Genomic DNA, 14,196 nt, shown 5'->3' with positions numbered 1-14,196 from the left:
GGGAGCAGTAGAGCATGAGTCATATTCAAATAAGGCCTTCAATTCTTAAAGGCAATATAAATATTCCGCCGTCAAAAAGCTTAAGTCATAGAGCTATTATATGTGCAGCATTAGCTAAAGGAAGGAGTAAAATGGAAAATATTATATTTTCAGATGATATTATAGCTACTCTAGAAGGAATGAAGTCTTTTGGTATGGAAGTAGTGGATATAGCTACCGACCCTAACACTAACAGAAGCTATATAACTGTAGAAGGCAAAGGAGAATTGACAAAGAGAGCAGAGACGATCCATTGCAAGGAATCCGGCTCTACATTAAGGTTCTTAATACCTTTGGCTTGTGTAGTGGGAGAAAGGTTCAAACTTGAAGGTAAAGGAAAGCTTGTAGAGAGACCTTTAACCTCTTATTATAATATATTTGATAAGCAAGAAATTAAATACTCAAATATCGCTGGCAAGCTCCCGCTTACTATAGAAGGAAAGCTTAAGCCAGGGACCTTTGAATTAGAAGGGAATATCAGCTCTCAATTTATTACGGGGTTAATGTTTGCATTGCCCCTATTATACGAGGATTCGGTTATAGAGATAACAACAGAGCTTGAATCTAAGGGATATATTGATTTGACAATAGATATACTAAATAAATATTCTATTAAAATAATAAATGATAACTACTATAGGTTTTATGTTCCAGGAAATCAGAAATATAAGCCATTAGACTATATAGTAGAAGGAGATTTTTCTCAGGCAGCATTTTGGATAGTGGCAGGAATACTGAATGAGGATATAGTATTAAAGGGTCTAAATATCAACTCCCTTCAAGGAGACAAGGAGATATTAGATATAGTGAATAGAATGGGAGCCAATATTATTAAAAAGAGTGAGGACATTATAGTGAAGAATTCCCAAACTAATGGAATAGTAATAGATGCTTCCCAATGGCCTGACTTAGTACCCGTACTAGCTGTTCTTGGAGCATTGAGTAAAGGTAGAACAGAAATTATAAATGCACAAAGAGTTAGGATAAAAGAATCAGACAGATTAATGGCTATATCAAAAGAATTGAACAGAATAGGTGCAGATATAGTAGAAACTAATGAGGGACTTATAATAAATGGAGTGAAAAGCTTATCTGGAGGAATTGTAGATAGCTGGAATGACCATAGAATTGCCATGGCTCTAGCAATTGCTTCAACCAAATGTAAAGAGCCATTGATAATAAAAAATAGCCATGTTGTGAACAAATCCTATCCAGGATTTTGGCAGGATTTTATGAGCTTAGGAGGAATTATAAATGAGTGGAATATGGGGTAAAAACCTAAAGCTATCAATTTTTGGAGAATCTCATGGAAAAGGAATAGGTATAGTTATCAACGGACTGCCTGCTGGGCTTGAACTAGATTTTGAGCTAATAGATAAAGAGATGAAAAGAAGACTACCTGGTAGGGATAATATATCTACAAAAAGAAAAGAAAGTGATTCTTTTGAAATAATTAGTGGCTATTTTAACAAAAACACAACTGGAACACCATTATGTGTTATCATCCCCAATGAAGATAAGAAATCTCAGGACTATGACAAAATAAGAGAGCTTTTAAGGCCTGGACATGCTGACTATACTGGTTATATGAAATACAAAGGCTTTAGTGACTATAGAGGAGGGGGACATTTTTCAGGTAGACTTACAGCACCGTTAGTATTTGCAGGAGCTATTGCAAAGCAGATTTTAATGAAAAATAATATTGTAATTGGAAGCCATATTTTGAGTATAGGTCATGTGCAAGATGATTATTTTGATTTAGCACAAGTTGATATTAATACTATAAATAAAATAAACACAAAAGAGTTTCCGGTTATTAATGAAGAAAAAGGAAGAAAAATGATAGAATTAATCCAAGAAGTTAAGTCAGAACAGGATTCTATAGGAGGAACTATTGAAGCTGCAATTTTAAATCTTAAAGCTGGAATAGGGGACCCGTTCTTTGATTCAGTAGAAAGCAAGCTATCACATTTGTTGTTTTCTATTCCTGGGGTTAAGGGCGTAGAATTTGGTAGAGGATTTGAAATTACAAAGCTAAAAGGTTCCCAAGCTAACGATCAGTACTATATCCAAAATGAAGAGATAAAAACATACACAAATAATAACGGAGGGATTTTAGGGGGAATTACTAATGGAATGCCTGTAATTTTTAGGGTAGGTATAAAACCAACTCCTTCTATAGGACTTAAGCAAAAAACTGTAAACATAAAAGCTATGGAAAACGTAGAAATTAAAATAGATGGCAGACATGACCCCTGTATAATTCCTAGAGCAGTACCTGTAGTAGAGGCTGTAAGTGGGTTGGCAGTATTAGATTTAATAATGGAACATGGAGGTAATTTTATTGGATGAACTGATTAGATTTAGAGACGAAATAAATAAAATAGATAATGAGCTTACGCTGCTCTTTGAAAAAAGAATGAATATTTCTAAAAGGGTTGCAGAATATAAAAAGAATAATAATATACCCATATATGACCCTGTCAGAGAAGATGAAATAATAAGGGAAAATATTGAGAAGCTCAATGACAATGGTCTGAGTCAAGAGCTAGAGCTTTTCTATAGAAACATATTTAAAATTAGTAGGATAGTTCAAGAAAAGGAAATGAAAAGAGAAAAATAGTTTATAATATCACTTAAATAGAATTAGAATAGTTTTAAGGAGGCAAGTCTTGGATAGTTATTTTAAAAATATAGTCTTAATAGGAATGCCAGGCAGTGGAAAAACAACTATAGGAAGACAATTGGCTGATAAGCTCTGCATCGACTTTTACGATAGTGATAAATACATAGAAGAAGCTGAAGGAATGAGTGTTCAGCAAATTTTTCAAAATGGAGAAGATGCTTTTAGATATTTGGAACATGAGGCAGTAAAGAAAATTAATGAAAATATTCCATGTGTCATAGCTACAGGTGGAGGGATTGTTAAAAATATAGAAAATATAAGGTTTTTAAAGAGTAATGGGATAATAATTTTTATAAATAGGCCTTTAGAAGATATTATTTCAGATATAGATATTGGAACTAGGCCTTTACTTAAAGATAATAAAGAAAATTTATATAAGATTTATGAGGAAAGAATTCAATTATATAAAAAATACTGTGATTATGAAATAATAAATAATAAAAGTATAGACAAAATAGTTAAGGACATTATATCTATAATAAAATAAATACTCCAGTCATGTTATTTTGTTTTCTGTGTGTACTAATAAATAATATGATATAAAAAATCTATAGGAGATGATTTTATTGAAAATACTCATTGTTAACGGACCTAATATTAACTTATTAGGGATTAGAGAAAAGGACATATATGGAAGTACGACATATGATAAACTCTGTAAAGAAATTGAAAACAGTGCAAAAGAATTTTCTTTAGACATAGACATAGTTCATAGCAATGTAGAAGGAGAAATAATCAACTATATTCAAAATGCTCTAGGTGAATATGATGGTATAATAATTAATCCTGGCGCTTATACCCATTATAGTATAGCTATATATGATGCACTAAAAGCAGTAAGCATACCTACGATAGAAGTCCATATAAGCAATATTTATAATAGAGAAGAATACAGAAGAAAATCAGTAATAGCTCCTGCTTGTATAGGACAAATAACAGGGTTTGGGGTATATGGATACACTATGGCTATGATGGGACTGAAGGAGTATCTAGAAAAATAGTTTAGAAAGAATGTATATTTGATGTAAAAAACAAATATTCAAATACATATGAAAGGGATATGAATTATTTTTTAATAATTTATGTCCCTGTTATATTTTTTGCTTAAATTGAGGTAATTTTTATGGATGTTTTGATATGAACATAATCTCATAAGATGAATAGATTAACTATATATATTATTGTGCTACTTAATCACAGGGAAAGGAATGATAGTAAATATGCCAAGCATCCCTTTTAACAAGCCTTTTATTACAGAAAAAGAAAAAAAGTATATAGTAGACATCTTAGAAAAAGGAAAAATTTCTGGAGATGGATATTATTCTAAGAAAGTCTGTCAGCTAATGGAGAGCCTTTTTAGTATCAATAAGGTATTATTAACTACATCTTGCAGTTCAGCATTAGATATGGCTGCTATTTTATTAAACCTAAAGGATGGAGATGAGGTTATTCTTCCATCATATACATTTGTATCCACTGCTAATGCTGTTGTATTGAGAGGTGCTAAGCCGGTATTTGTAGATATAGAAGAAAGTACTTTAAACATAAATCCAATGAATATAGAACAAAAGATAAGCTCTAGAACTAAGGCTATTTTTATCGTACACTAAGGCGGGATATCATGTAATATGAATGAAGTCTTAGAAATATCACAAAAATATGGTTTAAAAGTAGTGGAAGATGCAGCCCAAGGAGTAAATGCTAAGTATCAAGGTAAATATTTAGGAACCTTTGGAGATATAGGAACCTATAGCTTTCATGAAACTAAAAACTATACATGTGGAGAAGGAGGGGCTTTATTAATAAATAAAGATGAAGAGTTGATGAAAAGAGCAGAGATAATAAGAGAAAAAGGTACAGATAGAAGCCGATTTATTCGTGGAGAGGTTGATAAATATACTTGGATTGATGTAGGCTCAAGCTATTTGCTTTCAGATATATTGGCAGCCTTATTATATGGTCAGCTCGAAAGAGTAGAAGAAATAAAAAATAGTAGGAAATATATTTTTGATTACTATTATAATAATCTAGCTGATTTAGAAAATATGGAGATTTTGAAACGACAGATAATTCCAAAAGATTGTGAAAGCAATTATCATATGTTTTTTATAATATTAAATTCAGAAAAAGAAAAAGTATATTTAATGAATAAGTTAAATGAAAAAGGAATAGGTACAGCTTCCCATTATGTACCTTTGCATACTTCACCTATGGGAATAAAGCTTGGCTATAAAGAGGGGGATCTGCCAATAACAGAAGATATAAGCAGAAGATTACTTAGATTACCTCTGTATATTGGATTAAATGAAAAAGAGTTAGAGTATATTGTTGATTCAGTTTATAAAGTGTTAATTTAGGAAAGCAATAAAATCAAATAGAAAATTTATGTGAGGCGTAGAGAATGAATAATAATATAAATAAAAAGTACAAATCTAATAAATTGAGAAAACAAAATAGTAATAATAACAAATCAAATAAGGAAAAAAACAACAGCAAACACATTAAAAATCTACACATAATAGTCGATAATTTTTACTCTAGAAGACTTATTGAATTTGTCAATATGAATTTTGATAAAAACAAACATGTTTTTGCTTTAAGGGAAACAGAAAAATTAAAATATATTGATCCCCAAAATTATGATAATGTAAAGAGATTGGACTTAAAAGATATAAAGAATTTATCTGATATGAGCAAGAAAGTATTTATACATTTTTTGAAAGATGATTTTGTGAAAATTATCGATAGATGTGAGGGAAAAAACAAATTCTACTGGATTATATGGGGAGCAGATTTATATAATTATATAGATATAGATTTATATGGAGAATCAACTAAAGAGTTTTTAGTAGAAAAAAACTTAAAAAATGTAGAAGAAATATCAAGAAAAGCTAAAAAACCTAGAAAAAACTACAAACAAAGGCTTAGGGTAATAAAAAAAATATCATATATTTTAGCTACTGCTAAGGGAGATTATAATTTGGTTAAATCAAATTACGATACAAATGCAAAGTATATTCCGTTTGCATATCCTAATCCGATTGATTTTACCACCTATGATAAAGAATGTGAAGAAAATATAAGTAATAGCCAATATGATTTTAAGAAAGATTATAAATATGTAATATTACTAGGCAACTCAGGCTATGAAACAAATAATCATTTAGACATTTTATACAAATTAAAAGATATAGATTCAAAAGAGTTTTGTGTAGTTGTTCCTTTGTCATATGGAAAAAGAAAGTACATCGAAGAATTAATTTTAAAAGGAAAGGAGCTTTTAGGAGAACAATTTATTCCATTAAAAGCATTTTTGAAGCCAGAGGAGTATATAGCCATTTTAAATCAAGTGGATATAGGAATTATGAACCATAAGAGACAGCAAGGCATGGGAAATATTAACCTATTACTTTATCTAGGGAAAAAAGTATATATGAATGAAGAGGTTACCTATTATTCATATTTGCAGGAAATAGGAGTAAAAGTTTTTTCTATTAGCGAGATAAATATATCCTCTTTAAAAGAAATGTTTGCAATTTCAGAAGACTGTAAAAAAGTTAACAAAGAAGCTATTAAAGAATTTTTTGGTGATAAGAAAGTGAAGGAATATATGAGTAAAGTTTTTGAACAATAAAAAGGGTTTCTATGGTCGCATTAAAATCAAGGAAGCCTTTTTAATACTCATTTATTTAGAATAGTATGACATAGTAAACAAAATAAGTAGAACATTAAATTATATAAAAATCGTAAATATTCTTATATATATCAGCTAATAGTTTTAGTTTGACATAAAGGATAATTAGTATAAAATAAAAAATGGATAATGCTTTTTAAAAAGGGGAGATGATAGTGTTTATTTTATTTAATGAGGAAAAACAATTAAAGCCTATTAAAGTTTGGCTAGATAGTATAGATGACTTAGATAGTGAATGCTTAAGACAAGCTATAAACCTTTCAAATCTACCATTCATACATAAATGGGTAGCGTTGATGCCTGATACACACTCAGGATTTGGAATGCCCATAGGGGGAGTGATTGCCTGTGAAGGAGTAGTGATACCTAATGGGGTTGGAGTAGACATAGGCTGTGGTATGGCCTTTATAGATACAAATATACATAAATCTGAGCTGACGGAAACAGAGTATAAAAACTTAGTAGGACAAATTATGAGAGATGTGCCTACTGGTTTTAAGCATCATAAAAACAAACAAGCTAGTAGAGTATTAAGAGAAGCAGAAAAAGGTAGCTTCTTTAGACAAAACAAAGAATTGTATGAGGAAATAGAGAGAGGATATTTTCAAATAGGGACTTTAGGAGGAGGAAATCATTTCATTGAAATACAAGAGGATGAAAAAGGATTTATCTCTATAATGGTCCACTCAGGAAGTAGAAATTTTGGATATAAAATAGCCCATTATTACAATGGCTTGGCAAAGGAGCTTAATAAGAAGTGGAATTTTAAGGTGCCTGTAGAGTTTGATTTAGCTTATCTTCCCACTGATTCTGTAGAAGGTATGGAATATATAGAGTGGATGAAATTAGCTCTGGACTTTGCTTTAGAAAATAGAGAAAAAATGATGAACGTGGTTAAGGACAAATTATATAGGCAATTGCCACACATTGAATTTACCAATGAAGTTAATGCTCATCATAATTATGCTTCACTAGAAAAGCATTATGGAAAAGAAGTGTGGGTCCATAGAAAAGGTGCAATTTCTGCAGAAGGTGGAAGGCTTGGAATTATACCTGGAGCTATGGGTAGCTATTCGTATATAGTTGAAGGTTTGGGGAATCCAGAGTCCTTCAATAGCTGCTCCCATGGAGCAGGAAGAAAAATGTCAAGGGCACAAGCCCTAAAAGAATTTTCAGTAGAAAAAACTATGCTAGATTTAAAGGAACTAGGAATAATACTAGGTAAAAATAAAAAATCTGATGTAAGCGATGAAAGCAGATGGGCATATAAGGATATAGAATTTGTTATTCAACAAGAGCTTGATTTAATAAAGCCAATAAAAAAGCTAAGAACCTTATGCGTTATAAAAGGATAAAGTTAAATTAGAGAAAAGCTGGTGGATAGTACATGAAGTGGATACTTCCAAATGAAATAAATATAATATTTGATGAACTGAAGAGCAATGGATTTTCAGGGTATATAGTAGGTGGCTGTGTTAGAGATATACTACTAGGTAAAAAACCTAGTGATTGGGATATATGCACTGATGCAAAGCCAGAGGATATGACGAAAATTTTCAATAAGCACACCATAATACCAACAGGTATAAAGCATGGGACTCTGACTCTAATAGTAAACCATAAGAGCTTTGAAATCACAACCTTTAGAAAGGATAAAGATTATATTGATAATAGGAGACCTGGTGAAGTAGAGTTTACAAATAATATATATGAGGATCTAAAACGAAGAGACTTTACAATAAATGCACTTGCTTATAATGAAGAAGATGGACTTATTGATTGCTTTCATGGAATACAGGATTTAAACAATAAACTAGTAAGAAGTGTAGGTAATCCAAATGAACGTTTTAACGAGGATGCACTGCGAATTATTCGAGGAGTGAGATTTTCTGCCCAACTCCAGTTTAATATTGATAAAGACACAGCATTAGCCATGACCAACAATAAAAGCCTTCTTAATAACATAAGTAAGGAAAGAATAAGAGAGGAACTATTAAAGATACTTTTAACTGACAAACCATCTGATGGAATAAGAGAGCTAATATCACTTGGGCTAATGGATTATATAATACCAGAATTAATAGAGAGTGTTGGCTTTGAACAAAAAAATCCTAATCATGATAAAGATGTTTTTAATCATATAATGGAAGTCCTAGATAATATAGACCAGGACATAGTATTAAGACTTGCTGCTTTACTTCATGACATTGGAAAGCCACAATGCTTTTCAATAGATGAAAATGGTAAGGGACATTTTTATGGACATCATAAAAAGAGTGCCGAAATGGCAGAAGCTATTTTGGAAAGATTAAAGTTTGATAACAAGACAATATTTATAGTAAAGCTTCTTGTTACAGAACACATGTCAAGATATGATTTTTTAAGGGAAAAGAGCATCAAAAAATTTATAAACAAGGTTGGCATAGAGAACCTAGATAGATTATTTAAGCTGCAAATTGCAGATATAAAAGGCTCTACGCCTCCCCATGATTTTTCAAAAATAGAATTTTTAAGGGCTGAATGTGAAAGGGTAATCAATCAAAAAGAGCCTATGACTGTAAAGGATTTAGCTATTAATGGATACCATATTATGAGCCTAGGTATATCCCAAGGCAAAGAAATAGGGGACATACTTTATTATCTTTTAGAGCTTGTACTAGAAAACCCAGAGGGGAACAATGAAGAAAATCTAATAAAACTTGCAAAAGAGAAAATATTAGAAATAAGGGAGGAGACAAATAATGATAGCATCTGACTTTTTAAGTAATTTTTCAGAAATAGAAATAGCTTTTACGGTTTATATAATTGTAATAAGCTTAATTTCCTTTGTAGTTGTAGGACTGGATAAATCAAAGGCTAAAAAAGGTGATTGGAGAGTTAGAGAGGCTACATTAATAGTCTTATCATTCCTTGGAGGAGCCATAGGCGTACTAATAGGGATGGTGTTTTTTAACCATAAAACTAAAAAGAAAAAGTTTTATATTGGAGTTCCTGCTATTTACATATTAAACAGGATAATGATTACAATAATAGGAGTATATTTAAACAAATAATTGATGAAGCTTAGGGAGAGATTATAGTGGAAAATATAGCTTTATTACTTGAAGATATAATAATAAAAGAAAGGCTTATTTATGGAGTCCTTAGTAATACAAAAAAGAAAAATGAGGCTTTATTTAATAAGGTAAATATAAAACCAGTAATGATAAAAGAAGATAAAAAGCTTCAATTTACTTATGAATACAATAGCAAGGTTATTCATAAAAACTTAGATAATTTAGAAGCCATAGAAGAAATAGTAAAATTATTGGATGAATATTTTAAACAGGGCATGATATTCACCATAGAGGCAGATTATCAAATCTTAATCAGTAAAAAAGGAAAAGAGACTATTTTAAAAAAGAAGCCTACGAGGGAGAGTATAGATCTTAGCCATAATAGAAAGAAAACATATATTATTGATGAAGGGGATAAATGTGATTTTCTTATAAGACTTGGTGTAATGAACGAAAAAGGAAAGGTCTTTTCAAAAAAATATGATAAATTTAGACAAATCAATAGATTTTTAGAAATGGTTGCAGATATTATTCCAAAGATTAAAACAGAAAAAACTCTTAATATTGTTGACTTTGGATGCGGGAAATCCTACTTGACTTTTGCATTATATCATTACTTAATAGATATATTAGGCTTAGATGTAAATATAGTAGGATTGGATTTAAAGCAAGATGTAATAGATTTTTGTAATAGAGTAGCTGAAGATCTTGATTATAATAGATTAAAGTTTATACATGGTGATATTAAAGATTATCAGGGCTTTGAAAAAGTAGATATGGTAGTTACTCTTCACGCCTGTGATACGGCTACTGATGCTGCTATAGTTAAGGCTGTGAACTGGGATGCACAAGCAATACTTTCAGTACCATGCTGTCAGCATGAGATATTTAAACTTATACACAATCCTATTATGATACCAATGGAGAAGCATGGAATAATAAAAGAGAAGCTTTCTTCACTAATAACAGATAGTATCAGGGCAAATGTATTAGAGATATTAGGGTATTCTACACAGCTATTAGAATTTATTGATATGGAGCATACACCTAAAAATATACTTATTAGGGGAATAAAAACTAACAATCCAAATAAAGAAGCCATAGCTCAATATCTAGATTTTAAAAAATTTTGGGGGCTAGAAGAGATTTATATAGAAGAGTCCTTGGGAGAAAAGCTAAAGAAACATCTTAAGAGTAAGCTATAAAATAATAAGAAATAGTTAGCAAAAAAACCGTTGGATTACTTCGGTTTTTTGCTTTAATATAAGTTTAGTCAAAATAAAACAAATGATTACATGATTTATTTTAAGGCTTTAACCTCTGAAATATATATAATTGGGATTGGATGAAAATGGTCATCATGTGCTTCTTTTATTAGTTTTATTTTACCAGTTACCTCAATCCAATCAAAGTTTTGTATATCATCTGGAAGATTAGCATTATTAAAATCTGCGGGCAAATCAAACAGCAGAGAATCCCCACCTTCAAAAAAATATTCTATACCAACAGAATACCCATCTTCAAACTCGAAAAACTGAACCTCTAAGGTTTCTAGTTTTTCATTATAATTTTCAGGATTTTTATGGATATCTATTATTTTAAGGGCAGTTTCGTCATAGACTAAATCTTCAATGTTTACATTTTCAGGCTGGGATTCTGGCGCTTCATTTTTGTTACTTCTGTCTAATAAAGCTAGAGGTCCCAATGAGGTTAAGACCAATGCAAGTATTATTGGAAAAATAATAATAGCTTTTTTATTAATTGAATTAACTTTTTTCATATTCTCACACCTCTATAGATTTTTAAATATGCTATTAACATATTTTACTTTATGTATAATGAAATAATTCTAATACATTATATCAATTATTATAGTATAATAAAACATAAATGGACAAATAAAATTATTATTGTAAGGAGGAACGGGTTATGGGAGAGATTAAATTTAACATTGTTGAGGAGATATCCGTAATATCAGAATCAGCAAAAGGTTGGACAAAAGAGCTTAATTTAATAAGCTGGAATGATAGAGAAGCTAAATACGATTTAAGAGATTGGTCACCTAATAAAGAAAAAATGGGGAAGGGAATAACCTTAACTAAAGATGAATTGATTAGCTTGAGGGATACTCTAAATAAAATCAAACTATAATTAATATTGGGATGGGGTAGAATGGATAATAAAATAATCATTTATACAGATGGTGCTTGTTCTGGGAATCAACATGATGAAAATATTGGTGGATATGGAGCGGTGCTTATATATAAGGATAATAAAAAGGAAATCTACGGTGGAGAAGTGAACACTACCAACAATAGAATGGAGCTTAAGGCGTGCATCAAAGCTCTAGAGGCTCTTAAAAAGAAGGACATACCTATTGAGATATATACAGATTCAGCATATTTATGTAATTGCTTTAATCAAAAATGGTATGAGAAGTGGCAGAAAAACGGATGGCTAAATTCTAAAAAAGAGCCTGTTGAAAACAAGGACTTATGGGTTAGATTGATTGATTTAGTCAATGAATTTCAGAGTGTTAAATTTATAAAGGTAAAGGGGCATAGTGGTGTAGAGCTTAATGAGCTTGCAGACGCATTAGCTAATAAGGGCATGGCAGAATATAGAAGATAAAATTAAGCAAATGTAATAGTGTTGTAATAGCTTATATAAGAAAGATAAGGTAAAATAAATATTATATGATTAATAGTTGAATATAATAGACAATAAAATATTATAGCGGAGGTCGTACTAACTTATGAAAAAATATCCAATTGTTTCAATTATGATTGTAACTGTATTAACGTTATCATTATTAATTACAGGCTGCCAAGGAGGAAAGAATCCTATAGGTGACAAAGTTGTACAAGCAGATACTACAGATGTGGATAAAAATAAACAAGATGAAGGCAGCAATCAACTATCTGAAGAAGAAATAAGAAAAATAGAGCTTGAAAAAAAGATTGAAGAAAGAAAAGCTTTAGAGGAACAAAGAAAACAAGAACTAGGAAAGTTTTATGTACCCTTGCTACCCTTAGAGGATGAAAGGGAAATTGAAAAAACAGAGGCAAAGGGACTATTTGTAACAGGAAATGTGGCAGGTATGACTGTAGACAAAGCCAATGTAGAAATATATGCAGAATATTCAAAGGCTCTTAATAATAATGATAGCACTAAAATTAGTGAACTAAAGGGTAAAGTAGATAAGCTTAATAAATTTGAAAAAATACTTGGAATTGCAGTAGCTACTGAAATAAATTCATTAGTAATTGATGTTAAAGACGATGATGGACTAATGACATATAAAAGTGAAATACAAATAGTTGAAGAGGTAGAAGCCAATAAAAGTGCTAGAATAAAAGATATTAAAGCTCTTATGGACTTGTTAAAGGAGTATGATATTTACCCTATAGCTAGGATAGTAACTTTTAAAGATAAAAATTTTGCTAGTCATAGAACAGACCATGCTATACAGTTAAAAGCAGGCGGTGTTTGGAGAGATAATAAGGGTGTAGCTTGGGTAAACCCATTTGATAAATTTGTTTGGGATTACAATATAGCTATTGCTAAAGAAGCAGTATTGAACGGATTTAAAGAAATTCAATTTGACTATATACGTTTCCCAGACAATGCAAAGTCATATAATCCTATAACTGAGTTTCCTGGTAGAGAAGGAAGAGCTAAGGATGAGGCCGTAGAAGATTTTCTTGAATATGCAAAAAAAGAATTAGAGCCATATAAAGTTAATCTTGCGGCAGATGTTTTTGGAGTAATAACAAAATCTTGGGATGATAGGCCTGAAGACATTGGACAAACTTGGAGAAAGATGGCTAAAAGTATTGATTACATGTGCCCTATGATATATCCAAGCCACTATGGCCCAGGTTGGTACGGATATGCTGTACCAGATCAAGAACCTTATGGAGTATTATCTGGGGCACTCAAAGAAGCTATTGAGAGAAATGCTTCTTTAGAGAATCCTCCAATAATTAGACCTTGGATACAAGGTTTTACAGCTCCGTGGATTAAAGGCCATATTAAGTACAATCCGAAGGAAATAAGAGAGCAAATAATAGCTGGGAAAGAGCTTGGAATAAATGAATACCTAGTTTGGAATGCAAGTAATACCTATGATCCATTAGCATATTTTCCTTTAGAAGCAGAAAATAATATAGTTACTCCAGATAAAAGACAAGATAAGGAGAAAGATTTAATAGGTAGAACACCTGATAGTGTTCTAAAAGACTATCTAAATTCTGAGAAAAACAAGGTATATTCTAAGATGTACCTATTAACACCAGTAAAAGATAGACCTTATAGCTATGAAGAGTTCAAAAATATTGTTGAAGCATTAAACTTAAAGCTAATAAAGTTTGAAGTAAAGGAATACAGCTTAATTGATGATAATAATGCAGAGATTAAAGTATCCTACGAATACAGTTCAAAGACTGAAGAAAAAGAATTAAAAGCTATAAATGAAGACCATATATGGAAGCTTGTAAAAGAAAACAGTATATGGAAGGTTAAAAGACCTGAAATTAAACTAACCCATGCTGAAGAGGAGTCTTCTAACTAAATAGTCAATTATTCAAGGATCCTTCGTAACTAGGTTTTTCTTAGGGTGATATTTTAATTTCATCCTAAGTAGTATCGAAGGATCTATTGTTTTTTGAAGACTAGAATTCCAAATTGTATTGATATATATTTATCTTTAACTTAAAATA

14 protein-coding genes and 1 pseudogene are annotated in these 14,196 nt (G+C 30.8%); 14 read left to right on the top strand and 1 reads right to left on the bottom strand.

Annotated features, from left to right (window positions below; translation table 11 throughout):
- Positions 1-14 precede the first annotated feature (14 nt).
- The 11 genes and pseudogenes from aroA (at position 15) to BLV37_RS08230 (ending at position 10,680) form a co-directional block, all read left to right on the top strand.
- Complete coding sequence (gene aroA, locus BLV37_RS08280) at positions 15-1,313, top strand: 3-phosphoshikimate 1-carboxyvinyltransferase (RefSeq protein WP_091729902.1); 1,299 nt, start codon at positions 15-17, stop codon at positions 1,311-1,313.
- On the top strand, positions 1,294-2,391 hold the full coding sequence (gene aroC / locus BLV37_RS08275) for a chorismate synthase (protein WP_091729899.1): 1,098 nt from the start codon (positions 1,294-1,296) through the stop codon (positions 2,389-2,391). The genes aroA and aroC overlap by 20 nt, the downstream gene beginning before the upstream one ends.
- The gene (locus tag BLV37_RS08270; protein ID WP_176967926.1) at positions 2,384-2,662 is read left to right on the top strand and encodes a chorismate mutase; all 279 of its coding nucleotides are present in this window, start codon (positions 2,384-2,386) and stop codon (positions 2,660-2,662) included. The genes aroC and BLV37_RS08270 overlap by 8 nt, the downstream gene beginning before the upstream one ends.
- A gap of 49 nt (positions 2,663-2,711) precedes the next feature.
- Positions 2,712-3,212, top strand: a complete 501-nt coding sequence (locus BLV37_RS08265; protein ID WP_244270501.1) for a shikimate kinase — start codon at positions 2,712-2,714, stop codon at positions 3,210-3,212.
- Positions 3,213-3,291: 79 nt separating this feature from the next.
- Positions 3,292-3,726, top strand: a complete 435-nt coding sequence (gene aroQ / locus BLV37_RS08260) for a type II 3-dehydroquinate dehydratase (protein WP_091729894.1) — start codon at positions 3,292-3,294, stop codon at positions 3,724-3,726.
- Positions 3,727-3,933: 207 nt separating this feature from the next.
- Positions 3,934-5,082 (top strand): annotated as a pseudogene (gene rffA, locus BLV37_RS08255) (dTDP-4-amino-4,6-dideoxygalactose transaminase).
- A 44-nt stretch (positions 5,083-5,126) separates the two neighbouring features.
- On the top strand, positions 5,127-6,359 hold the full coding sequence (locus tag BLV37_RS08250) for a TDP-N-acetylfucosamine:lipid II N-acetylfucosaminyltransferase family protein (protein ID WP_091729891.1): 1,233 nt from the start codon (positions 5,127-5,129) through the stop codon (positions 6,357-6,359).
- 215 nt (positions 6,360-6,574) lie between these two features.
- The gene (locus tag BLV37_RS08245) at positions 6,575-7,774 is read left to right on the top strand and encodes an RtcB family protein (protein WP_091729889.1); all 1,200 of its coding nucleotides are present in this window, start codon (positions 6,575-6,577) and stop codon (positions 7,772-7,774) included.
- A 32-nt stretch (positions 7,775-7,806) separates the two neighbouring features.
- Entirely contained in the window at positions 7,807-9,174 is a 1,368-nt protein-coding gene (locus BLV37_RS08240; RefSeq protein ID WP_091729887.1) for a CCA tRNA nucleotidyltransferase, read from the top strand.
- Positions 9,161-9,472 carry a DUF1294 domain-containing protein gene (locus tag BLV37_RS08235; protein ID WP_091729884.1) on the top strand — a complete coding sequence of 104 codons (312 nt, stop codon included), beginning with the start codon at positions 9,161-9,163 and terminating at the stop codon, positions 9,470-9,472. Before BLV37_RS08240 ends, BLV37_RS08235 begins: the two co-directional genes overlap by 14 nt.
- A gap of 26 nt (positions 9,473-9,498) precedes the next feature.
- Complete coding sequence (locus BLV37_RS08230) at positions 9,499-10,680, top strand: class I SAM-dependent methyltransferase (RefSeq protein WP_091729881.1); 1,182 nt, start codon at positions 9,499-9,501, stop codon at positions 10,678-10,680.
- A 95-nt stretch (positions 10,681-10,775) separates the two neighbouring features.
- Here BLV37_RS08230 and BLV37_RS08225 read toward each other — a convergent pair whose 3' ends face one another.
- Positions 10,776-11,255 carry a hypothetical protein gene (locus BLV37_RS08225; RefSeq protein WP_091729878.1) on the bottom strand — a complete coding sequence of 160 codons (480 nt, stop codon included), beginning with the start codon at positions 11,253-11,255 and terminating at the stop codon, positions 10,776-10,778.
- A 149-nt stretch (positions 11,256-11,404) separates the two neighbouring features.
- On the opposite strand from BLV37_RS08225, the gene BLV37_RS08220 reads away from it, so the two are divergent.
- The 3 genes from BLV37_RS08220 to BLV37_RS08210 all read left to right on the top strand — a co-directional run bounded on the left by BLV37_RS08220 (position 11,405) and on the right by BLV37_RS08210 (position 14,048).
- Positions 11,405-11,626 (top strand): YdbC family protein, encoded by a 222-nt coding sequence (locus BLV37_RS08220; protein WP_091729875.1) that lies wholly within the window; start codon positions 11,405-11,407, stop codon positions 11,624-11,626.
- A gap of 21 nt (positions 11,627-11,647) precedes the next feature.
- The gene (gene rnhA, locus BLV37_RS08215) at positions 11,648-12,106 is read left to right on the top strand and encodes a ribonuclease HI (RefSeq protein ID WP_091729872.1); all 459 of its coding nucleotides are present in this window, start codon (positions 11,648-11,650) and stop codon (positions 12,104-12,106) included.
- A 124-nt stretch (positions 12,107-12,230) separates the two neighbouring features.
- Positions 12,231-14,048 carry a putative glycoside hydrolase gene (locus BLV37_RS08210; protein ID WP_091729869.1) on the top strand — a complete coding sequence of 606 codons (1,818 nt, stop codon included), beginning with the start codon at positions 12,231-12,233 and terminating at the stop codon, positions 14,046-14,048.
- The last annotated feature ends 148 nt before the right edge of the window (positions 14,049-14,196 follow it).

Origin of the sequence: Proteiniborus ethanoligenes (assembly GCF_900107485.1) — a bacterium.
Lineage (GTDB): Bacteria > Bacillota > Clostridia > Tissierellales > Proteiniboraceae > Proteiniborus > Proteiniborus ethanoligenes.
The sequence above is the reverse complement of the archived record's forward strand: the minus strand, read 5'-3'. Positions and strand labels throughout refer to the sequence as shown.